At 30.3% G+C, this 23049-nt stretch carries 20 protein-coding genes and 1 tRNA gene; 5 read left to right on the top strand and 16 right to left on the bottom strand.

Going from position 1 to position 23049, the window contains the following annotated elements:
- From BET03_RS12410 to BET03_RS12420, 3 genes are all read right to left on the bottom strand, one after another.
- Nucleotides 1–239 (bottom strand): sugar phosphate nucleotidyltransferase (locus tag BET03_RS12410; RefSeq protein WP_243096945.1); only part of this gene is annotated, 239 nt, incomplete at its 3' end.
- Between the two features lie 167 nt (nucleotides 240–406).
- A complete protein-coding gene (locus BET03_RS12415) occupies nucleotides 407–3841 on the bottom strand; it encodes a pyruvate carboxylase (protein WP_120170624.1) in 3435 nt (1144 codons plus the stop codon).
- 374 nt (nucleotides 3842–4215) lie between these two features.
- Nucleotides 4216–4626 (bottom strand): ATP-binding protein, encoded by a 411-nt coding sequence (locus tag BET03_RS12420; RefSeq protein ID WP_120170625.1) that lies wholly within the window; start codon nucleotides 4624–4626, stop codon nucleotides 4216–4218.
- 215 nt (nucleotides 4627–4841) lie between these two features.
- Between BET03_RS12420 and rd the strand changes: the two genes are divergently transcribed.
- Nucleotides 4842–5003 (top strand): rubredoxin, encoded by a 162-nt coding sequence (gene rd, locus BET03_RS12425; RefSeq protein WP_120170626.1) that lies wholly within the window; start codon nucleotides 4842–4844, stop codon nucleotides 5001–5003.
- Between the two features lie 42 nt (nucleotides 5004–5045).
- The gene (locus BET03_RS12430) at nucleotides 5046–5951 is read left to right on the top strand and encodes a DMT family transporter (protein WP_120170627.1); all 906 of its coding nucleotides are present in this window, start codon (nucleotides 5046–5048) and stop codon (nucleotides 5949–5951) included.
- 23 nt (nucleotides 5952–5974) lie between these two features.
- Here the strand turns inward: BET03_RS12430 and yihA are convergent, their stop codons facing one another.
- From yihA to BET03_RS12490, 12 genes are all read right to left on the bottom strand, one after another.
- A complete protein-coding gene (yihA, locus tag BET03_RS12435) occupies nucleotides 5975–6574 on the bottom strand; it encodes a ribosome biogenesis GTP-binding protein YihA/YsxC (RefSeq protein WP_120170628.1) in 600 nt (199 codons plus the stop codon).
- Nucleotides 6564–8918, bottom strand: a complete 2355-nt coding sequence (lon, locus tag BET03_RS12440; protein ID WP_120170629.1) for an endopeptidase La — start codon at nucleotides 8916–8918, stop codon at nucleotides 6564–6566. The genes yihA and lon overlap by 11 nt, the downstream gene beginning before the upstream one ends.
- A gap of 68 nt (nucleotides 8919–8986) precedes the next feature.
- Nucleotides 8987–9808 carry a CPBP family intramembrane glutamic endopeptidase gene (locus BET03_RS12445; protein ID WP_183108858.1) on the bottom strand — a complete coding sequence of 274 codons (822 nt, stop codon included), beginning with the start codon at nucleotides 9806–9808 and terminating at the stop codon, nucleotides 8987–8989.
- Nucleotides 9809–9916: 108 nt separating this feature from the next.
- Nucleotides 9917–11611, bottom strand: coding sequence for an ATP-dependent protease LonB (gene lonB / locus BET03_RS12450; protein ID WP_120170631.1), 1695 nt, complete (start codon nucleotides 11609–11611; stop codon nucleotides 9917–9919).
- Between the two features lie 141 nt (nucleotides 11612–11752).
- Complete coding sequence (gene clpX / locus BET03_RS12455) at nucleotides 11753–13018, bottom strand: ATP-dependent Clp protease ATP-binding subunit ClpX (RefSeq protein WP_120170632.1); 1266 nt, start codon at nucleotides 13016–13018, stop codon at nucleotides 11753–11755.
- A 20-nt stretch (nucleotides 13019–13038) separates the two neighbouring features.
- A complete protein-coding gene (clpP, locus tag BET03_RS12460; RefSeq protein ID WP_120170633.1) occupies nucleotides 13039–13623 on the bottom strand; it encodes an ATP-dependent Clp endopeptidase proteolytic subunit ClpP in 585 nt (194 codons plus the stop codon).
- A gap of 16 nt (nucleotides 13624–13639) precedes the next feature.
- Complete coding sequence (tig, locus tag BET03_RS12465) at nucleotides 13640–14935, bottom strand: trigger factor (RefSeq protein WP_120170634.1); 1296 nt, start codon at nucleotides 14933–14935, stop codon at nucleotides 13640–13642.
- Between the two features lie 277 nt (nucleotides 14936–15212).
- Nucleotides 15213–15297 (bottom strand) — tRNA-Leu (locus tag BET03_RS12470).
- A gap of 91 nt (nucleotides 15298–15388) precedes the next feature.
- Nucleotides 15389–15841, bottom strand: coding sequence for a ribonuclease HI (rnhA, locus tag BET03_RS12475; RefSeq protein ID WP_120170635.1), 453 nt, complete (start codon nucleotides 15839–15841; stop codon nucleotides 15389–15391).
- A 12-nt stretch (nucleotides 15842–15853) separates the two neighbouring features.
- On the bottom strand, nucleotides 15854–16504 hold the full coding sequence (locus tag BET03_RS12480) for an SOS response-associated peptidase (protein ID WP_120170636.1): 651 nt from the start codon (nucleotides 16502–16504) through the stop codon (nucleotides 15854–15856).
- A gap of 263 nt (nucleotides 16505–16767) precedes the next feature.
- Entirely contained in the window at nucleotides 16768–16962 is a 195-nt protein-coding gene (locus tag BET03_RS12485) for a hypothetical protein (protein WP_120170637.1), read from the bottom strand.
- 12 nt (nucleotides 16963–16974) lie between these two features.
- The gene (locus BET03_RS12490) at nucleotides 16975–18252 is read right to left on the bottom strand and encodes an ArsB/NhaD family transporter (RefSeq protein WP_120170638.1); all 1278 of its coding nucleotides are present in this window, start codon (nucleotides 18250–18252) and stop codon (nucleotides 16975–16977) included.
- Between the two features lie 296 nt (nucleotides 18253–18548).
- Between BET03_RS12490 and BET03_RS12495 the strand changes: the two genes are divergently transcribed.
- The 3 genes from BET03_RS12495 (at nucleotide 18549) to BET03_RS12505 (ending at nucleotide 21379) form a co-directional block, all read left to right on the top strand.
- Entirely contained in the window at nucleotides 18549–19028 is a 480-nt protein-coding gene (locus BET03_RS12495; protein ID WP_120170639.1) for a hypothetical protein, read from the top strand.
- Nucleotides 19029–19177: 149 nt separating this feature from the next.
- Nucleotides 19178–20056 carry a phage holin family protein gene (locus BET03_RS12500; RefSeq protein WP_120170640.1) on the top strand — a complete coding sequence of 293 codons (879 nt, stop codon included), beginning with the start codon at nucleotides 19178–19180 and terminating at the stop codon, nucleotides 20054–20056.
- A 555-nt stretch (nucleotides 20057–20611) separates the two neighbouring features.
- The gene (locus tag BET03_RS12505; RefSeq protein WP_120170641.1) at nucleotides 20612–21379 is read left to right on the top strand and encodes a TIGR00266 family protein; all 768 of its coding nucleotides are present in this window, start codon (nucleotides 20612–20614) and stop codon (nucleotides 21377–21379) included.
- Between the two features lie 81 nt (nucleotides 21380–21460).
- On the opposite strand, the gene BET03_RS12510 is transcribed toward BET03_RS12505, so the two are convergent.
- Entirely contained in the window at nucleotides 21461–23029 is a 1569-nt protein-coding gene (locus BET03_RS12510; RefSeq protein ID WP_120170642.1) for an AbgT family transporter, read from the bottom strand.
- Nucleotides 23030–23049: the final 20 nt, after the last annotated feature.

The raw sequence follows: 23049 nt of genomic DNA on the forward strand, positions 1-23049 counted from the left end.
AGGTCCCAAGGACTTCCTATACCAATATGGGAGTTTAGCTCAAGGGGTTGGTATTGAGTAAGGACTCCAACAGTATGAATGCCAGAATTAGCACAATTACTTAAGGCAAAATCAATAATTCTGTATTTACCTCCAAAGGGCACAGCAGGTTTGGCCACCTTTCTAGTTAAATCCTTTAATCTTGTTCCCTGGCCCCCAGCCAGTAACATTGCAATAACTTCTTGTTTCGTATTCTTCATTAAAATATCCCTCCAAAAACTATGATATTGATAAAATAAAAAAATTAAGCCTAATTATTTGTTTTTATACCCTATATTTCAATAGATAAAATTTTCTTTATGATAGTTTTAAAAATTTAATCAAATTTTTTAGAAAAAGGCAGCCGTTAATAACGGCTGCCTTAGTTTTACTCTTTTAATTTAAATAATAGCTCACCTGATTTAACCTGTTCTCCTTCTTTTGCTAGTACTGATTCAACTACTCCTTTTGAAGAAGCCTTAACATCTGTTTCCATCTTCATTGCTTCAATAATTGCTAGAGTTTGATTTTCTTCTACTTCATCTCCCTCTTCAACTAATACTTTAACTATTTTACCTGGTATACTTGCACCAACTTCTAGTTTATTTGAAGGATCTGCCATTTGGGTAAAGCTTTCTTCACCTCTTAGGTTACTAGCTTTATCTTTTACTTTTATCTCTCTTCTATTTCCATTTACTTCAAATATTATTGTTCTAAATCCTTCATTATCTAATTCACCAATTCTTAATAGTTTTATAACTAGTGTTTTACCCTCTGCAATTTCTATTTCACATGTTTCTCCTTCATATAGACCATGGAAGAATATATCACTACCCATACGGCTTAAATCTCCATACTCTTCTCTGAATTTTAGATAATCTTCAAATACTTTAGGATATAGTGCATAACTTAATAAATCTTTCTTAGTAGGTTTAATGTCAAAGTTTTCTTTTAAATATTTTTCTGTTTTATCAAAGTCCTCTGATTCTAATAATTCTCCTGGTCTACAAGTTATAGGCTCTTCTCCCTTTAGTACAAGCTTTTGTAGTTCTTCAGGGAAGCCTCCCATAGGCTGACCCATAAGGCCCTTAAAATATGCAACTACTGAATCAGGGAATGACATACCCTTTCCTTTTTCATATATATTTTCAGGTGTTAGGTCATTCTGTACCATAAATATTGCTAAGTCACCTACAACTTTAGATGAAGGAGTAACCTTTATTATATCTCCTAGCATTTCATTTACTTTCTTATACATTTCTTTTACTTCTTTAAATCTATGACCTAATCCGAAGCTTTCAACCTGTGGTTTTAGGTTTGAATACTGTCCACCAGGAATTTCGTATTTATAAATCTCAGTTGTACCAGACTTAAGATCTGATTCAAACTGACCATATACTGGTCTTACTGCACTCCAGTAATCTGATATTTTTTGTATATCTTCAAGATTTATTCTAGTATCTCTAGAAGTATTTTCTAATGCTGCAACAACTGAGTTTAATGCAGGCTGGCTTGTAAGGCCTGACATTGAGTTAAATGCTGTATCAACTATGTCTACTCCAGCCTCAGCTGCCATTAATACTGTTGCCACACCATTACCACTTGTATCATGTGTGTGTAAGTGGATTGGTATTGATATTTCATTTTTAAGGGCTTTAATAAGCTTATATGCAGCATATGGCTTTAATAGTGCAGACATGTCTTTGATACCTAAAATATGTGCTCCTCTTTTCTCTATTTCCTTTGCCATTTTTACGTAATATTCTAGAGTATATTTATCTCTACTATTATCTAATATATCACCTGTGTAACATATACATGCCTCTGCAATTTTACCATTCTTTAAGACTTCATCTATTGCTACTTCCATTCCTTTTATCCAGTTTAGTGAATCAAATATCCTAAATACGTCTATTCCAGATGAAGATGCTTCCTTAATAAATTCTCTAATAACATTGTCTGGGTAGTTTTTATAACCTACACCATTTGAACCTCTTATAAGCATTTGGAATAGTATATTTGGTATTCTCTTTCTTAATTCTTCTAATCTTACCCAAGGTGATTCTTTTAAGAATCTATAAGCAACATCAAATGTAGCTCCTCCCCACATTTCTAGTGAGAATAAATCCTTTGCTAGGGTAGATGTTGCTTTTGCAATTTTCAACATATCAACCGTTCTTACTCTTGTAGCCATAAGAGATTGATGGGCATCTCTATAAGTGGTATCAGTTAAAAGTAGCTTATTAGCATTTTTAATCCAATCTACAAGGCCTTCTGGCCCTTTTTCATCTAATATTTGCTTTGTTCCTATTAAGTTATCTGGTACTTCTACATCAGGCACTATAGGAACATCAAACTCTTTCTTTTCTCCTTTTGTTTCATTTACTACCTTTTCTCCTATATATTTTAGTATTTTCATTTCAGTATCTTCTTTTGGAGTTATATCAAATAAATCAGGATTATCGGCTATAAATCTTGTATCACATTCACCTTTTTTAAATTGTTCATGATTTAATATATTAATTAAGAAGTCTGCGTTTGTTTTAACTCCCATTATTGTATGTTCTTTAATAGCACGTATAGCCTTTCTTATGGCATCATCAAATGTTCTAGACCAGGATATAGTTTTTACTAAAAGACTGTCATAATAAGGACTGATTATTGAGCCTGTAAATCCATTTCCTCCATCCAGTCTTATACCAAAACCTGAACCTGTTCTGTATATGTCTATTTTCCCTGTATCAGGGGCAAAATTTAGTGAAGGGTCTTCTGTAGTTATCCTACATTGAATGGAATATCCTCTAGTCTCTATACTATCCTGTGATTTTATACCTATTTGTGGAGAATTTAAAGAATAGCCTTCTGCTACTAATATTTGGCTTTGAACAATGTCTATACCTGTAACCATCTCTGTTATTGTATGCTCAACCTGTATTCTAGGATTCATTTCTATAAAATAATGATTACCTTGAGCATCAACTAAAAACTCTACTGTACCTGCTCCTCTGTAATCTACAGCTTTAGCTATTTTTATTGCATCATTACATATAGCTTGTCTTTTTTCTTCTGTTAATGAAATAGCTGGAGTATATTCTATAATCTTTTGATGTCTTCTTTGGATTGAACAATCCCTTTCAAATAAGTGAACAATGTTTCCATACTTGTCCCCTAGAATTTGTACCTCAATATGCTTTGGCTTTTCTAAATATTTTTCAATAAAGATATCGTCAATACCGAAGGCTTTTTTGGCTTCACTTTTGGCACTACGGAATTCTTTAATTAAATCATTTTCACTTTTTACAATTCTCATACCTCTTCCGCCGCCACCAGCAGCTGCTTTTAGCATAACAGGATATCCGCAATGTCTAGCAAATTCTATTGCTTCCTCTTCTGATGTAATAGGTTTTTCTACTCCTGGTATTGTAGGTACTCCTACTTTTTTTGCAACTATTTTAGATTTTATTTTGTCTCCCAATTTTTCCATCATTTCATGGGTAGGTCCTATAAACTCTATTCCTGCTTCTTCACATTTTCTTGCAAACTCTGGATTCTCTGATAAAAATCCATATCCCGGATGGATTGCATCTACACCTTTTTTAACTGCTAAGTCTATTATTTCGTCAATACTTAAGTATGCTTCTATTGGATCCTTATTTTTACCTATTAAATATGCTTCATCAGCTTTTGTTCTAAATAATGAACATTTATCTTCATTTGAGTAAATTGCAACAGTCCTTATACCTAATTCTTGACATGCTCTAAATACCCTTATGGCAATTTCTCCTCTATTGGCTACAAGAACTCTTTTAAATTTCTTAGGCAATCCTTCCACTCCCTCTCTTTTAGATTTATTAAAAATTTTTAAATAATTTGCATAATTATTTGAACAGTCTTATAATCATAATTTTAATATATTTTTTTATTTTTGGCAAATTCATTTTTTTCCACTGTTTTTATTTGTTTATAATTTCCTATGTGTTGTAAGAAAACATTTTTATTTCAATTAAATTAATAAATATACAAATATAGGAAAATAATATATATTCATATATTATTATTTTTTGTTTCCTTTGGTGTATGGTCGTTTTTGCTTTAAACATAAAAAGCTGATGGATTCTAAATCCACCAGCATCATTATACGTCGGGCGAAAACTATCTCTTAATAAATGTTTAATTTTAAGTTTAATTTCCCATTTATTAGCTATTATAATTTATAGCTTTTTTTAAATATTTTACTGATACAACTTTATTGCCTTCAATATAAAACTCATCACTTAATCCATCAACAATAATAAGTCCTCTACCATTTGGCTTTAATTCCATAGGGTTATAGTTTTTCTTGTTATATTTGAAACCTTTCCCCTCATCATTGACCTCTATTCGAATAAATCTGTCATTTGCCTTAACACTTACACTTACAGATTTGTCTTTATTTTGTTTATTACCATGTATCACACCATTTATTAATAATTCATTTAAAATAAGTTTTATATCGAAAAGGACAGACTCATCTTTAATAATACTATTAAGCTTATCAAGAACTGAGGCCACAAGTCCTTTAATATTGTATAGGTCGCTGTTTGTTTCTTTATTTATTGTTATCCACAACTATACACACCCACCTAACTTTATTTATTTTAACTCCTGTCATTGATATTTTACCCATATATATTAATGTTAATCTTTTAATTACTTCCCGATTATTATTATACACTAAATTAATGAAAAATCTAGTTTTAATGTTTAGGAAATACTTTTAAGGGGTACTTTTTAATATAGACATTTCATATCTTGATAATAAAATATAAAAAGGGGGTTTTAAAGTGGCTAAATATGAATGTATAGCTTGTGGTTATGTGTATGATCCAGAAAAGGGGGATCCAGATTCAGGAATCAATCCTAGTACTCCATTTGAAGATTTACCAGATGATTGGGTATGCCCTATCTGTGGAGTAGGAAAAGACATGTTTGAAAAAGTAGATTAGTAATGATAAAATGAAATAAATTATTTTTTTGGGGGAAGTTGTATGTCAAAACAATTAAAAGCAGACTTATCCCTACTATCAGTTACAGTTGTATGGGGGGCTTCATTTGTAATAACAAAAAATGCATTACAAGATATTCAAACATATAACTTTTTAGCTGTAAGATTTTTAATAGCTTTTTTATCTTCAGCTATAATCTTTTATAAAAACATGAAAAATATTAATAAAAAAACCTTACTATATGGAGCATTAATTGGAGTAGTATTATTTGGTGGATATGCATTTCAAACCGTTGGTCTTAATTATACAACTGCCTCTAAATCAGGTTTTATAACTGGATTTTCTGTTGTATTAGTCCCGATTATTTCAGCTTTATTACTAAAAAAGACTCCTGAAACATCTACTATAATAGGAGTAATTTTAGCTATTACAGGTCTCGGTCTTATGACTCTAAATTCTGAGCTAAGTTTAAATATTGGTGACTTTTACACACTTCTTTGTGCCTTCGGTTTTGCATTCCATATTATCTTAGTTGGAAAGTATACAGTAGATGTTGATTCAATAGCCTTAGCAGTAATTCAGATAGGAGTTGTAGGTATATTAAGCCTTATATTCTCACTATCATCAGAAAACTTTTTTATTCCTAAATCATTTGATTTATGGTTTGCAATATTAATAACAGGGACTTTAGCAACATCTGGTGCTTATTTAATTCAAAATACGATGCAGAAATTTACTTCTCCAACTCATACAGCTTTAATATATACAGGTGAGCCTGTATTTTCTGCTGTATTTGCCTATATTTTACTTGGGGAACGAATGGCTACTAAAGCTATTGTGGGAAGCATACTTATACTTTTAGGAATGATTTTAGGTGAGTTAAAGTTAAATTTTAAAAATATTAAATTTAAAATTAAGGATGATAGTTTAAAAAGTAGCGGAGAATAAATCTTCCGCTACTTTTTTATTGTCTACACTGTATTTACTTTAATTATTTCCTCTATTAAGTTTAACACTTTCTCTTTATTTAACCTCTTTGTTGCTGAAAAAGGTATTATTAGCTCCCTATTTTGCACACCTAATGCTTTAGCTATTATAGATTTATGCTTCATCCACTTTCCTTTTGATATCTTATCAGCCTTTGTTGCAATAATTATACCATTATATCCAAAGGATTTTATCCAATTATACATCATCTTGTCATGTTCTCCCGGTGAATGTCTTATATCAAGTAAAAGTATTACCTCTGCTAAAGTTCTTCTACTTGTAAGAAAGTTTTCTATCATTTTACCCCATTTTTCCCTTTCTTTCATTGAAACCCTTGCGTATCCATATCCTGGCAAATCTACTAATCTAAATTCATCATTATTAATACTATAAAAATTTATAGTCTGAGTCTTTCCTGGCTGTGAACTAGTTCTAGCTAGTTTTTTTCTATTAACTAAGGTATTTATTAACGAGGATTTCCCCACATTTGACCTGCCTGCAAGGGCTATTTCAATAGGGCCTTCCTTGGGATATTGTTCCTTTTTTACTGCAACTTTTAACATCTCGGCATTTTTAATCTTCATCTTTCCCTTCACCCTTCTCTACAATTGCATGTTTTAATACTTCATCCATACTTTTTACAAATACGAATTCTAGCTTTTTCTTTACTTTATCAGGTATATTTTCCATATCCTTTTTATTTTCCCATGGAAGTAATACCTTCTTTATACCTGCCCTTTTAGCAGCTAGAACTTTTTCCTTTATACCTCCAACAGGTAATACTCTCCCCCTTAATGTAATTTCTCCTGTCATTGCCACATCACTTCTTACAGGCTTATTTGATAAAGCAGATATAACAGCAGTTGCTATAGTAATTCCTGCAGATGGTCCATCCTTTGGTATAGCACCTTCAGGTACATGAACATGTACATCTTTTTCTTTATGGAATTTACCATCAATACCTAAATCCTCTGCCTTAGATCTAATATAACTTATACCTGTCATGGCAGATTCTTTCATAACATCCCCAAGTTGTCCTGTTAATTGAAGTTTTCCAGTACCACTCATAGGAGTTACTTCAATAGATAGAGTATCTCCTCCTACAGCTGTCCATGCAAGTCCAGTAGCTATTCCTATCTGGTCTTCTTCATTAGCCTTATCATATCTATATTTAGGAATTCCTAAATATTTATTTAAATTACTACTATTAATTCTTACAGATTTTTTATTTTCTTCCACAATCCTTTTAGCTGCTTTTCTACAAATATTTGCTATATTTCTTTCAAGATTTCTTACCCCAGCTTCCCTTGTGTATTTACTTATAACATCTCTTATTGCATTTTCTGAAATTTGTAAGTTTTTCTTCTTAAGTCCATGTTCTTTTATTTGTTTAGGAAGTAAATATTTTTTTGCTATTTGTACCTTTTCGTCTTCTGTATATCCTGATAGCCTTATAACTTCCATCCTATCTAAAAGTGGTCTTGGGATTGTAGCTGTAGTATTTGCTGTAGTAATAAACATTACTTTTGAAAGATCAAATGGAACTTCAAGGAAATGGTCAGTAAAGGTATTATTTTGCTCTGGATCTAATACTTCTAGTAGTGCTGATGCAGGGTCTCCCCTAAAATCACTGCTTAGCTTATCAATTTCATCAAATAAGAATACAGGATTTTTAGAACTTGCCTTTTTCATTGATGATATAATTCTACCAGGTATAGCACCTACATATGTTCTTCTGTGTCCTCTAATTTCAGCTTCATCCCTTACTCCACCAAGTGACATCCTAACAAACTTTCTATTTAATGCTCTAGCTATAGATTTTGCAATAGAAGTTTTACCTACTCCTGGAGGTCCTACTAGACAAAGTATTGGTCCTTTCATGTTTTTAGCTAATTTTCTTATTGCTAAATATTCTAAAATTCTCTCTTTTACATCCTTTAGTCCATAATGGTCTTCATCTAGTATTTTCCTTGACTTTTTAATATCTACCCTATCTTTTGTCTGCTTATCCCATGGTAATTCAATAATCCATTCAACATAATTTCTTATAACACCAGTTTCTGCCGAAGCTGGAGACAATTTAAGTAGTCTATCAACTTCTTTTAAAGCCTTTTCTTTTACTTCTTCTGGCATATCTATTGCATTTATCTTTTCTTTGTATTCTTCTACTTCAGATTCTATTCCCTCATCTTGACCTAATTCTTTTTGTATTGCCTTTAGTTGTTCCTTAAGATAGTACTCTTTTTGTACTTTATTAATCTGTTTTTTAACCCTTTGACTTATTTTTTGTTCTAATTGAAGAACCTCTATTTCTTCTTTTAAGATAACTTGAAGGGTTTCAAGTCTTTCATATGGATTAAAGGCTTCTAATACTTTCTGCTTATCATCAGGTTTTAAAAAGATATATGAAGCTATTACATCTGCAAATCTGCCTGGTTCTTGTATTTCAGATACTGAAACAACAACATCAGGTGTAATCTTATCACTTATACTAGCATATTCTTTAAATGTGTCTAATACCATTCGCATCATAGCTTCAGTTTCTTTATCTTCTTCCTTTAATTCATATATATATTCTTCAATCTCTACTTCAAAATAAGGCTCTTCCTTTAAAACTTCTGTTATTTTCCCTCTATTAATTCCTTCAACTAAAACCCTAATTGTATCTCCAGGGAGCTTTAACATTTGCTTTATTTTACATACTGTTCCTACATGATAAAAATCATCTGGTGTAGGCATATCAACTTTAGCCTCTTTTTGTGATGTTAAAAATATAAGTGAATCATTAACCATTGCCTGCTCTAAAGCGTTTATAGATTTATCCCTTCCAACATCAAAGTGCATAACCATATATGGAAAAATAGATAATCCCCTTAATGGTATAAGAGGTATGGTTCTTTTTTCCTTTTTAACTTCAAACCTTTCCATAAAATCAACTCCTTTGCTTTTACAATAATATCTCAACTAAAACTGCATTTTTTATGGCCACTACTTCCTTACGTTTTTACTCTTTCCGAATCCTTTCTATTAATAAACAGATAAAATCCTAATATTAATATAATAGATAAAGTAAATATTTTATTTATAGATAGTCCTATAACTCCCATAAAGGTATAAAAATTCATGCACATATGGAAAACTGCTGAACCTAAATAACCAAAAATATCATAAATAAAACCTAAGACAATTCCCGTTATAAAAGTAAATAATAAAGTGTTAATATCAAAATGACTTAGTGAAAACAATAGTGCTGATGCAATTAAAGCTATTATCTTCTTATCATATTTTTTTCTAAACCAATTATCATATATTAAAACTCTAAAAGTGAATTCCTCTACAATAGGGGCTATTATACATACTAAAACAAATAATACTAAATAGTCAACAAAATCTTTTTGTAAAAAGGTAAAATTATATTCTGATATTTTTAACTCTATATTAAACTTATATAAAAAATTATTTATGCTTTCCCACATGTTATTTAATGTAAGGAATATAACAGGGGATATTAATATGACATAGGTTAACTTTTCTCTTTTTAAAAAAAATTTTTCCTTATTTATTGAATAGTATTTTTTGAAAGCTCTATCTTTATATATTTCATGCTTATATATTAAAAATAGAAAGGCTAATACTGATGGTAGAAGAAATAATCCATCAAAAAATAACAGTAATAAGATTTCAGAAATAGGAATAATGTATTTAAGAAATTTATACCCTACTTTATCTAATAAAACCCATGATACTATGTATTGTTTTAATAATATTAAAATAATCCCCAAATATAGAAGTATTTTAAAAAAAAATAAAACCCCCATTATTTGACCTCCCAAGCTACTTTCACTACCTATTGTATTGGAAAGTCCATATTTTTTCAATAACATAAGCCAAACAGTTGCAATAAGTGGGAGGAAATTCCTCCACACTTAATTATAATTTGGATCAATACCTTTAGCAACAAATACTTTTTCATTATCTGAAATGTTTGGAATAGTAGACTTTTTACTTTCCTCTTTTAATGTAGAATGTTCTATTACTTCTTCTATAACCTCTACAGGTATTATATCAATTCCCTTTATTTTCTTTAAAGTTTCCTGATAGTTATCCTTAGGTATTAAAACTTTTGTACATCCAGCCCTTTTTGCTGCTTCAATTTTTTCTATAATTCCTCCTACTGGTTTTACTTTTCCCCTTACCGATAATTCTCCAGTCATAGCTACATTATTATCAACAGGAGTTCTTGTAAGAGTTGAATAAACAGCTGTTGCTATAGCTATTCCTGCAGATGGACCATCTATAGGCATTCCACCTGGAAAATTAAGATGTATATCATAATTTGATGGATTAATGTTGAAAAATTTTTTTATAACAGTTAAAACATTATCTACAGAACCTTGTGCAGTACTTCTTCTTCTTAATTTTTTATTCTTTGTAGTCATTTCTTCCTCATTTACTATACCTGTAACTGTAATTCTGCCTTTGTTTTTGTTTATAACTGGTACAGAAGAGGCTTCTATTTCAATAACCGAACCCATATTTGCTCCAAAAACCGCAAGTCCGTTTACTAAACCTATTTCTGGCTTATCATTAATCTTTTTATCAAACCTTGGATTATAATGACCACTATTTATTACCCACTCTATATCCTCTATAGTTATATGATGTCTTCCTTCTATAAGGCATAATCCTCCAGCAATTTGAATCATATTTACTGCTTCTCTTCCATTACTGCAATATAGTTGTATTTTTTCTATAGCTTTATTATCTATAGTAAATCCACCTTTTTTTGCAGCCCTTTCAGCAATTAATTTTATTTCTTTAGGGTAAAGTGCTCTAAAATATACTTCTACACATCTAGACCTTAAGGCTGGTGGAAGTGTATCTGGACTTCTAGTAGTGGCCGCTACCAGCCTAAAATCAGCAGGAAGGCCATTTTGGAATATATCATGTATATGATCTGGAATATTCATATCTTCTGAATTATAATAGGCACTTTCTAAAAATACCTTCCTATCTTCTAATACTTTTAACAATTTATTCATTTGTATAGGATGTAACTCACCTATTTCATCTAAAAAAAGTATCCCTCCATGTGCCTTTGTTACAGCCCCTGGCTTAGGTTGAGGAATTCCAGCTTGACCCATTGCACCGGCACCTTGATATATAGGGTCATGGACTGAACCCATAAGTGGGTCTGCTATTCCTCTTTCATCAAATCTCAAGGTTGTAGCATCCATCTCTATAAACTTTGCATCTCTTTCAAATGGAGAAAATTTATTCTTTTTAGCCTCTTCCAAAACTAGTCTTGCTGCAGCAGTCTTTCCAACTCCCGGTGGACCATATATTATTACATGGTGTGGATTAGGGCTACATAATGCTGCCCTTAAAGCCTTTAAGCCTTCTTCTTGACCTACTATATCTTTAAAACTCTGTGGTCTAATTTTCTCGGATAGTGGTTCTGTTAGTTTAATATCCCTTAACTTATTAAGCTTTTCCATTTCTTTTTTAGATTCTTTATTAACTGCACTTTTACTTTCCTGTTGACTTCTTAGAAGATTTAAAAAGTATAATCCAATAACTACAGCAAAGAAAAATTGAATTAAAAAAAGTAAGTTTTGCAACTATCTTCCTCCTTCAGAAAAAAACTTTCTGTACTATTGTTTAGCATTATTTTTCTTTTTATGCTACAATTTTATCCAGTTATAGAATAGATATTTTGGAATAAAAAAGAATAAAAAATACCCGCATTAGCGGGTATTTTTTTAAGAGGCTGTTTCCTCTTTTTTATTATTTTTCTTTCTCTTTTCTGAAAGAAGGAAGGTTGGGTTAGATTTATTCTTAATACATTCTTTAGTTATTACACATTTTTCAATATCTTCCCTTGATGGTATATCATACATTATATCAAGCATTACATCTTCTAAAATACCTTTTAATCCTCTAGCTCCTGTATTTCTATCTATTGCTTTCTTAGCTACTAATTCAAGTGCTTCTTTGTCGAATTCTAATTCAACTTCATCCATTGCAAATAGTTCTTTATATTGCTTTACTAGAGCATTTTTCGGCTTAGTTAATATTTCTACTAAAGCATCTTGGTCTAATTGATCTAATGTTACTATTACTGGCACCCTTCCAACAAACTCTGGTATTAAACCATACTTTAATAAATCATCTGGCTCGATATGCTTTAACAGGTCACCTACATTTCTTTCCTTTTTACTTTGAATTTCTGCTCCAAATCCCATTGAGTTTTTGCCTATTCTCTTTTGGATTATATCTCCAATACCATCAAAAGCTCCTCCAACTATAAATAAAATATTTGTAGTATCTATTTGGATGAACTCCTGATGAGGATGTTTTCTTCCACCTTGAGGTGGCACACTAGCTACTGTACCTTCTAAAATCTTAAGCAATGCCTGTTGTACACCTTCTCCACTAACATCTCTAGTTATAGAAGGATTATCTGATTTTCTAGCTATTTTATCTATTTCATCTATATATATAATCCCTTTTTCTGCCTTCTCAATATCATAATCTGCTGCTTGTATTAGTTTTAATAGGATATTTTCAACATCTTCACCTACATAACCTGCTTCTGTTAGTGAAGTAGCATCTGCTATTGCAAAAGGTACATTTAAAATTTTAGCCAATGTTTGTGCAAGTAATGTTTTACCAGACCCTGTAGGTCCAAGCATAACTATATTACTCTTTTGAAGCTCTATATCTTCATTTTTTACCTTCTTATTTATTCGTTTATAATGATTATAAACAGCAACAGCTAATGCTCTTTTTGCCCTTTCTTGTTTTATAACATATTGATCTAAAATGTCTTTTATTTCTCTAGGTTTTGGTAGCTCATTCATTTCAAAATCTACTGATTCTTCAAATTCTTCTTCTATTATCTCTTGACATAGCTCAATACATTCATCACATATATATACATTGGGGCCAGCAATTAACCTTCTAACTTGATCTCGTGATTTACCGCAAAAAGAACATTTCAGCTGTTTTTGGTCAAATCTTGCCATTAAGACACCTCTCTTAAATGTTATTTCCTAGAAGTTATTACTTCATCAATGATGCCATATTCTTTTGCATCTTCAGCAGACATAAAGAAATCTCTATCTGTATCTCTAGCTATTTTATCATATGGTTGACCTGTTCTTTCACTTAATATCTTATTAATTTTTTCTCTCATCTTTATTATTCTTTCTGCATGTATTTTAATGTCTTCTGCTTGACCTCTAGTACCGCCTAATGGTTGATGGATCATAACCTCAGCATTTGGTAATGCAAATCTCTTCCCTTTAGCACCAGCAGCAAGTAAAAATGCTCCCATACTTGCAGCCATACCAATACATATAGTTGATACATCAGGTTTAATATATTGCATAGTATCATAGATTGCAAAACCTGCAGTAATTGATCCACCTGGACTGTTTATATATAATTGTATGTCCTTATCAGGATCTTCTGCTTCTAGGAACAATAATTGTGCAACTACTAAGCTAGCAGTTGTATCATTTACTTCTTCCCCTAAAAATATTATTCTTTCTTTTAATAGCCTAGAATAAATGTCATAGGATCTTTCACCACGATTGGTTTGTTCAACAACTACTGGCACTAATGCCATAAGTTATCCCTCCTGATTATTTACTTTCAACAAATTTAGCATTTTCTACCAAATATTCAACTGTCTTTCTCTTAATTATACCCAATTTAATATATTCTAAATCATCTGCCTTCATATTTTTCTTGAACTTCTCTGCATCTTGATTATACTGTTTAGCTATTTTTTCTAATTCTTTATTTAATTCTTCTTCTGTCTCTTTTATTTCTTCTTTTTCTGCTATAGCCTCTAGTACTAATTCAGTTCTTACAGCTTTTTCAGCATTTGGTCTTAGTTGGTCTCTTAAATCCTCACGTTTAGTATTAGTCATTTCTAAGTATTTTTCTAAGTCTAATCCTTGGAATCTTAATCTATATTCAAACTCTCTTAATTCATTATCTATTTGATTTTCTATCATTACTTCTGGAATATCTATCTCTGCTCCTTCTACTACTTTCTCAAGTACTTTATTTTCTTTTTCAGCTTTTTCTCTATTCTTGGCTTGTTCTTCTAGTTTTGTCTTAACATCAGACTTTAATTCATCTAAAGTATCAAATTCACTAACATCTTTTGCAAACTCATCATCTAATTCAGGTAATTCTTTTTCCTTTATTTCATGGATTTTTACTTTAAAAGTTGCATCCTTTCCTGCTAAATTCTCAGCATGGTATTCTTCTGGGAATGTTACATTTACTTCAACTTCTTCATCTTTATTTTTACCAACTAATTGTTCTTCGAAACCTGGTATAAATCTACCAGAACCAATCTCTAGGCTTTGATTTTGGGCTGTTCCACCTTCAAATTGCTCACCATCAACATAACCTTCATAGTCTATTGTTAGAATATCTCCTTCTTTTACAGGTCTATCTTTAACCTCTACTAGTCTTGCATTTCTTTCTCTCATTCTTTCTATTTCTTTTTCTACATCTTCCTCAGTAACATTATACTCTACTTTTTCCACTTCTATACCTGTATAATCACCTAATTTAACTTCTGGCTTTACTGTAACCTTAGCAGTAAATACTACTGGCTTACCTTCTTCTATTTGCTCGATATCAATTTCTGGTCTATCAACTGGCTCTAATTCATGCTCATCTACTGCTTTACTATATGCTTCAGGGAATACAAAGTTTATAGCATCTTCATAGAAAATTCCTTTCCCGTATCTTGCTTCAATGATTCTTTTAGGAGCTTTTCCTTTTCTGAATCCAGGAATATTAAATCTTTTTCTGTTTTTTAAATATGCCTTTTGAATCCCTTCTTCAAATTTTTCAGCTGGTACTTCAATTTTTAATGTTACTTCATTATTTTCTTTCTTTAGTACTGTTGAACTCATCTTTTCCGATCCTCCTCATTTTTCTTTTTAAATCTTTGAAGTTTATGTATTAAAAAATTTTAATATAAGCAATCCTTAAAAAATACAGATATTGTATGTCCCTTCTTAACCATTATATTATATCATAAATAATTTTGTATACCAACATTTTAGAATTGAGAAAGGTTACTATTTTTCATTTTTTCAATAATAAAATTTTTTAAACATACTAAAAAACTATTTTTTTATACAACAAAAAAACCAATGGATTTTACCCATTGGTTTTTCAGTCAATCCTTGGTGCGGGAGAGAGGACTCGAACCCCCACGCCATAAGGCACTAGATCCTAAGTCTAGCGCGTCTGCCAATTCCGCCACTCCCGCACAAATTTGAAGTTTAACTTATCGACAAAGTATATTATAGAGACTTTTTATTATATTGTCAAGGGATTTTTAAAAATTTTTTTATTCTATTTTATTCCAATTCCTCAATTCCCTTATTGGCAAGGCTATCTGCCAATTCATTCAATTCAATACCAGAATGACCTTTTACTTTAATAAACTTTATACTATCAAAGCTTTCTACAAGTTTGATTAATTCAATCCATAAATCCCTATTTTCAACTGGCTTCTTTTTGGAATTCTTCCATCCATTTTTTCGCCATTTTTCATACCATTTTTGATTCATACAATTGCACAAATAGGCAGAATCTGTATATACTTCCACAGGAATATCATTCCTTTTAAGTAATTTCAAAGCTTCAATACATCCTTTAAGTTCCATTCTATTGTTTGTAGTGTTTTTTTCACCACCATATATTTCTTTTTTATGTTCTTTATATATAAGTACTGCTCCGTATCCACCTTTATTGTTTTCATTTTGATTTCCTGAACAAGCACCATCTGTATATATTATTATTTTATCCATTATAACAACTCCTTATGTTCTAGTTTTACTGTTAATAAAATCATCAAATGTTAGTTGTTTATCTTCAACTACTTTTTCTATAATTATTTCTCCTTCAAAGGAATTTAAAAGTTCTTTTATGGTTTTAATATCTTTAATATCATCACTTATCCATAATTCTTCTTTCTCCCTTGGAATAATTACTGGCATTCTATTATGTATATTTCCCATTTCTTTATTTGCAGAAGTAGTTAGAATGGTAAAGGCTTTAAAAACTCTACCTTCCTTGTCTTGAAATATCGACCATATACCTGCCATAGAAAAAATATTTTCATCTTTAAGATATATTTTATATTTTTCATTTTTTCTACCTTTTTTATCCCATTCATAAAAACTATTAGCTGGAATTAAACATCTTCTATTTATAAAAGAATTTTTAAAAGTAGGCTTAACATCAACTGTTTCACTTCTTGCATTTATTATAAGACTATTTGAAAATTCCGAAGGGAATCCCCATTTAATAAAGTCTATTTTCTTTTTCTTATCCTTTAATATAGCAGGAACTTTATAAGATGGGAATATTTCATTTTTCCCATTATAGTTAATTTCAGTATCTAAACCTTTTATTCCATATCTATATAACAGTAAATCTAAATCAACCCTTAATTGATATCTACCACACATATTATCATCCCTTCAAGTTACAAAACTTCTTAAAATAAAAAAGTCTTCTATTAAAATAGAAGATTCTCACAGGTTGACTTTTTTGAAACACATAACGGAAATTATATTTTATCTACTATTTTTATTTGATTATAATTTCCTATATGTTATAAAAAAATACCCTTTTAAAGCTTTCTAATCTTTATTTAAAAAGATATCAATATTAGATACAAGGAAAAACCTTGTATCTAAAAATAATAATTTCTACTCACATTATTCATATATTAAAAATTTTGTAATTTTCCTGTTAATGGTATGCCCCAAAATCTTTCATCTTCTATTAAGATCTTTTCTCCAATTCCTTTAGAATAATCGGAGCTTAATCTTTCAGGATATTTGAAACATTTTATTCCTAACAGTAATCCTATAAAAACTGAAATAATTAGCAAATCTAAAAATATATTTCTTTTTTTTATCATACCTTCACCTCTTTATAAATAAAATAATATAAGGTAAATTGTAGAAATTATTATTGAAACAATCATTATAGGGAATCCTATCTTAAAGAATTTTCTAAATGTTATTCTGTTCTCTGTCTTTTCCATCATTCCTGCAACTATAACATTAGCAGACGCTCCAATAATAGTTCCATTTCCTCCAAGACATGAACCTAATGCTAATGACCACCATAAGGGTGTAATATCCATAGCAGACATAGCACCTATGCTTTTAATTAATGGTATCATGGTAGCCACAAAAGGTATATTATCAATAAATGAAGATGCTATAGCGGAAACCCACACAATAATTATTCCAGTTAAAAATAAATTCCCCTTTGTCATATTAACTACTTCTTTAGCAATACTCTCTATTATACCTACTTTTTCTAAACCACCAACTAATATAAACAATCCAGCAAAGAAGAATATAGTTGTCCATTCTATTTCTAAAAGTATATCTTCTGGATTTTCACCACTTATAGCAAGTAAAACTGCTGCACCAGCTAAAGCAACAGTGGCTGATTCAAGTTCAAGTGATTGGTGTAAAATAAAACCTACTATAGTAAGCCCAAGAACAATTAAACTTTTTTTAAGAAGCTCCTTATCTTGGATTGACTTATTTTCATCAAATTTCATGATTTTTTCCTTATGCTTTTCATCTACATTTAACTCATTCTTGTATATATACTTTAATATAAATAATGTAACAATAAAAATAACTACAACTATAGGAGCTAAGTTTATAACAAAATCTAAAAAGCCTAATTTAGTTGCACTTCCTATCATAATATTTGGTGGATCTCCAATTAGAGTTGCAGTTCCTCCAATATTTGAGAAAAGTATTTCTGATATAAGAAATGGTATAGGATTAATTTTTAGTGTGTCAGTTATAACAAGTGTAACAGGTGCAATTAAAAGTACGGTAGTAACATTATCCAAAAGAGCTGAACAAACTGCAGTTATTATTGCGAAGAAAAAAATTATCTTCCAAGGGTCTCCACTTGCAGATTTAGCAGCTTTTATTGCCAAATACTGAAAAATTCCTGTCTTTTTAGTGATTGTAACGATTATCATCATTCCTATAAGTAGACCAATAGTATTAAAGTCTATAGCTTCGAAAGCAAACTCTTGGTCTATTATTTTTAAAACTACCATCATTGAAGCACCTAATAATGCTACAGTTGTTCTGTTAAGTTTTTCAGAAACGATTAAAATATAAACTAAGATAAAAACTATTGAAGCAATAAGAACATGAGAATCACCAAACATACGCTACATCTCCTTTACTATGTCATATAAAAAACTCTAATATTTATAATACACCTTTTTGTATATATAACAAAACATCATATTATTTTAATTTTTTCTAAATATAATCAAAGTATTCAATTCAATTAAAATATTAACTTGTACACCGGCTACAATTATTTAAACTAAATAAAGCTTAATTTTACTAAAGTTTTTATATGGTTGAGAATTATTTACATGAGATATGGTATAATTATAATAACTTTATCACTACTTAGCTACATATAATTGCTAGATTCTAAAAAAGGAGGGGCCCTATGAGGAAGTATATGACTGCTGAAATAAATAGGCATGAAATGGTTCTTGTTCAAATGGGAGCAAAGGTTGATGTAATAAACTCCTTTATGTGTTATGTATCCTTTGACATAGCTGGTACAGAAGTAGCTTACGTATATAATGTTAACAAAAAAAATAAATATTATCTTGAAAGAGTTGCGCCATATCCACAGCCTGCTGGAACATTTGATACTGAAAAGGATGTAATAGATGTAATTAAAATAGATATAGAACAATTTAAAAATGCAAAAAATAGTAGAGTTTTTGACTTATTCCTTAATGTGAATCAAGAGATAGCAAAGACTTCTAGAAATTTTGAAGATTTGTATCTTTATTATAATGTACCACATGAATATACAAACAAAATAAAATCTAAGATAAAAGAAATTCAAGATCTTATTAAAGAAGCAAGGGATAAAAGTGAAAGGGTTTATTTTAAAAAGAATCCAGATACATTATAGGTTTGAAAACGTCTGCAATGCAGACGTTTTTTTGTTTATTGGTTTTAAATTATGATTATTAACAAATTTATTTAATCTCCATATTATGTAGTGAGATAATATAGAAAGTTAGCTTATAAAAAATAAATTTTTATTTAGGGGAAATTGGTATGGATAAGGCTTCTATTATTAAAATTTCATTTTTATCTAGTCTTGTTGCAATAATTGAAAGTGTTTTCGGAAACATTGATGTTTCATATATAATTTTATTTTTCCTAATAATTTTAGATACTATTACAGGAATAGCTGTTGCTGTAAAGTATGGAAGTTTTAACAGTAAGGGATTAAGTCGACTAGTAAAAAAAACTATCACCTATGGTGCAGCTATATTAACAGTACGATTACTAGAGATAGGTATAATGACATTTCTTGAAACAGAAATAATATCTAAAATTTTAGTAGCTTTTCTTCAAGTAACAGAAACCATTAGTATTCTAGAAAACCTAACATTATTAGGTGTTCCTTTACCATCAAATTTTATTACCTTTCTACTGAACCATATAAAAATTCCCGGACTAAACACTGCCATTAAATTAGGTATAAAAAGCCAAAATAACGAGATTTCAGAAATTGATGATATTATAAGATATCAAATACCTGCATTTGAAGATAAAGAGATTAAAAAACTTTTAAGAATAAAATTTAAATATTGGAAGTTAGTTGCTATGCAGATTAGTAAAGTTTTTTCTACTAACGGCAAAAAAGATAAGGAACATTTGTATTATAAGATAATGTCTCTAATAGAAAAGTCTACAAATGATATGAATAAAGAAATTAAAGAAGAAAATATACCAAAAGAATATATTAAAAGATTTGATTCAATCTATAAACCTTGTTTTGATAAATGGATTCAAGAGCTTAAACAAATATGTTACTCTCAACAATCAGTTAGTGAAAAGAAAGACCAAATATTAAATAACATTATTGTACTCTCCTATAAAATGATTTTAGCAGCCCACAAAGTTTATAATAATAATAACTATAACTAGAGTCGAAGTAGAACTTCGATTCTAGCTTTTCTTGTGCATATATTTTTTAAATATATATTTACACAAAAACGACCTAAGGAACAGTTTTTACTTTGCCAATTCACATCGACTAGTAATTACTGTTCCTTAGGTCTTTACTACACTATCCAAAAGCTTCACTCCTGTAAAGTTTTTTGATAATGCTTTTTTCAAAGGTTCTTGATTAATAAGTTTTTAATTTATTAACCTTTCCCTTTGATATTATATTAATACCCTGTCCATATATTATTAAACATGTTTTTTATAAAAAATTTTTTGTTAATATAAAAAATTTTCTATTAAAATAGAATATTCTTAAGGTTGACTTTTTTGAAACACATAAGGGAAATTATATTTTATCCACAATTTTTATTTGATTATAACTTCCTATGTGTTATAAAAAACTCCTAGGATTAACTTTTAAAAATATTCCCAAATCAATATTTAAATCTACATATTCTCATCATAATAAGAGGGATATAATATCATTGTAAAGAATAAAAATATAAGTGATACTTGTTGAAGGGAGAGAAAATGATGACTGATATTATCGATTACAAAATTTACGGTAAAGAAATGCAAATAGTCGAGGTAGAATTAGACCCTCAGGAAGGAGTTAGAGCTGAAGCAGGAACAATGATATATATGGATAATGACATAGAAATGCAGACTTCAACAGATGGAGGTTTATTTAAAGGTTTTAAGAGAATGCTTACTGGTGAGAGCTTCTTTATAACAACTTTCTTGAACAGAGGTAGAGGTAAGCAGCACGTGGCTTTCAGTGCTCCCTATCCTGGTAACATAATTCCTATTCAGCTAGAAGATTTTAATGGTAGGTTTATATGTCAAAAAGATGCATTTTTATGTGCTGCTAATGGCATAGAAATTGAAGTGGAATTTACTAAACGAATAGGGGCTGGTTTTTTCGGTAGAGAAGGATTTATACTTCAACGTCTTGAAGGAAAGGGAATGGCTTTTGTTCATGCTGGCGGTACAATAGTTGAAAGAGAGCTTAAAGCAAATGAAGTCTTAAGGGTTGATACTGGCTGTCTTGTTGGGTTTTCACCTACTGTAGACTATGATATCCAATTTATTGGTGGATTTAAAAATGCTTTGTTTGGGAAGGAAGGACTTTTTCTTACTAAGTTAACTGGTCCTGGAAAAGTTTATCTACAAAGTTTACCACTATCTAGACTATCTGAAAGACTTTTTTCTGGAATAGCAAGTAATAAAGGAGAAAATAGAGGAAATATAGGTGGCATAGCCGGCGGAATCCTTGGAGGTTTTTTAGGAAATGATGATTAATTAAAAGCCACGGTGTTGACCGTGGCTTTTAATTATATCCTTTTTTAATAGTTTAGTTAGCAATAAAACTATATTTTTATATTATTGGATGTAATGTATAAAAGCTTCTGGACCAATTGGTAGGTTAAATACATACCATATTAATAGTAATATTGTCCAAGCTAAAATGAATGCCATTGAATAAGGCAACATCATGGAAATTAATGTTCCAATTCCAGTATCTTCGTCATATTTTTGAGCAAAAGCCACAATTACTGCAAAGTAAGGCATTAAAGGAGTAATAATATTAGTCGTTGAATCTCCTATCCTATATGCAGCTTGTGTAAATTCTGGTGAATAGCCTAAAGCCATTAGCATAGGAACAAATACAGGTGCCATAATAGCCCATTTTGCTGAAGCTGACCCTATAAACAGGTTTATAAAACCTGAAACAATTATAAACCCTAATATTAATGGGAATCCAGTCATACCTGTTGCTTTTAAGAATTCAGCACCTTTAACTGCTAATATAGTTCCTAGGTTTGTATAAGAAAAGTATTTTACAAATTGTGCTGCAACAAAAGCTAATACTAGATAGCCTCCCATAGTTCCTAATGATTTACTCATTATTTTAGCTACATCTTTATCATTTTTAATAGTTTTTGCTCCAATACCGTAAGCAATTCCTGGAATTAAGAAGAATAACATTATTATTGGTACTAAACCTGCCATAAAAGGTGAGTGTCCTATTATTTTTCCAGTTTCAACATTTCTTAATATTCCATTTGAAGGCACAACTAATAATGCCATAATTATAACGAAAAGTATCATTGAAATAAGTGCTAACCTTAATCCTTTTTTCTCTTCAGTAGTTAAATCATCAACTTTTTCATTTTGTTTTCCCTTATATTCTCCTAATCTTGGTTCTATTATTTTTTCTGTTACCCATGTTCCAATAGCAGTGATTATTACTGTAGAAACAACCATGAAATACCAATTGGCTGTTGGGTCTACCATGTATTGTGGGTTCCAAATCTTAGCTGCTTCTGTAGATATACCTCCTAATAGAGGGTCTACTGTTCCTATTAATAAATTGGCACTAAATCCTCCTGAAACTCCCGCAAAGGCAGCAGCAAGTCCTGCTAATGGATGTCTTCCAAAACTTAAAAATACTATTGCCCCTAATGGCACTAAAACAACATATCCTGCATCAGAAGCTATATTTGACATAATACCTGCAAATACTACTACTGCTGTAATAAGCCTTTTTGGTGTACTTATTACTAATTTTCTTAATAAAGCAGAAATAAGTCCTGTTCCTTCTGCTACACCAACCCCTATCATAGCTACTAAAACAGTTCCTAAAGGAGCAAAACTGGTGAAATTATTAACTGCTGTAGAAAACATAAATCTAATACCTTCTGCATTCATTAAACTAACAGCTTTAATTGTAGTCATTTTACTCTCAAGGGTTGCCCTATCAATCATTTGAAACTCAACTGATAATCCTGCCCTATGAGCTATCTCTGAAATAACTATTATTGCTAAACTAAATATAACAAAAAGTGTTATTGGATGTGGGAGTTTGTTACCTACTTTTTCAATTCCATCCAAAAATCCATTTAAAATACCAGCTTTTCTTTTAGAATTTTTACTAGTTACTGATTTCATATTAAACCTCCTTTCAAATT

This window comes from Thermohalobacter berrensis (assembly GCF_003609645.1).
GTDB lineage: Bacteria > Bacillota > Clostridia > Tissierellales > Thermohalobacteraceae > Thermohalobacter > Thermohalobacter berrensis.

What these genes read in the sequence shown, in the direction of transcription:
- lon (WP_120170629.1), bottom strand. Translation starts at nt 8,918, where the DNA reads ATGGAAAGGTTTGAAGTTAAAAAGGAAAAAAGAACCATACCTCTTATA.
- rnhA (WP_120170635.1), bottom strand. Translation starts at nt 15,841, where the DNA reads ATGGATAAAATAATAATATATACAGATGGTGCTTGTTCAGGAAATCAA.
- clpP (WP_120170633.1), bottom strand. Translation starts at nt 13,623, where the DNA reads ATGGCATTAGTGCCAGTAGTTGTTGAACAAACCAATCGTGGTGAAAGA.
- BET03_RS12510 (WP_120170642.1), bottom strand. Translation starts at nt 23,029, where the DNA reads ATGAAATCAGTAACTAGTAAAAATTCTAAAAGAAAAGCTGGTATTTTA.
- BET03_RS12505 (WP_120170641.1), top strand. Translation starts at nt 20,612, where the DNA reads ATGACTGATATTATCGATTACAAAATTTACGGTAAAGAAATGCAAATA.
- tig (WP_120170634.1), bottom strand. Translation starts at nt 14,935, where the DNA reads ATGAGTTCAACAGTACTAAAGAAAGAAAATAATGAAGTAACATTAAAA.
- BET03_RS12490 (WP_120170638.1), bottom strand. Translation starts at nt 18,252, where the DNA reads ATGTTTGGTGATTCTCATGTTCTTATTGCTTCAATAGTTTTTATCTTA.
- BET03_RS12485 (WP_120170637.1), bottom strand. Translation starts at nt 16,962, where the DNA reads ATGATAAAAAAAAGAAATATATTTTTAGATTTGCTAATTATTTCAGTT.
- BET03_RS12445 (WP_183108858.1), bottom strand. Translation starts at nt 9,808, where the DNA reads ATGGGGGTTTTATTTTTTTTTAAAATACTTCTATATTTGGGGATTATT.
- BET03_RS12495 (WP_120170639.1), top strand. Translation starts at nt 18,549, where the DNA reads ATGAGGAAGTATATGACTGCTGAAATAAATAGGCATGAAATGGTTCTT.
- BET03_RS12480 (WP_120170636.1), bottom strand. Translation starts at nt 16,504, where the DNA reads ATGTGTGGTAGATATCAATTAAGGGTTGATTTAGATTTACTGTTATAT.
- clpX (WP_120170632.1), bottom strand. Translation starts at nt 13,018, where the DNA reads ATGGCAAGATTTGACCAAAAACAGCTGAAATGTTCTTTTTGCGGTAAA.
- BET03_RS12500 (WP_120170640.1), top strand. Translation starts at nt 19,178, where the DNA reads ATGGATAAGGCTTCTATTATTAAAATTTCATTTTTATCTAGTCTTGTT.
- yihA (WP_120170628.1), bottom strand. Translation starts at nt 6,574, where the DNA reads ATGAAGATTAAAAATGCCGAGATGTTAAAAGTTGCAGTAAAAAAGGAA.
- BET03_RS12430 (WP_120170627.1), top strand. Translation starts at nt 5,046, where the DNA reads ATGTCAAAACAATTAAAAGCAGACTTATCCCTACTATCAGTTACAGTT.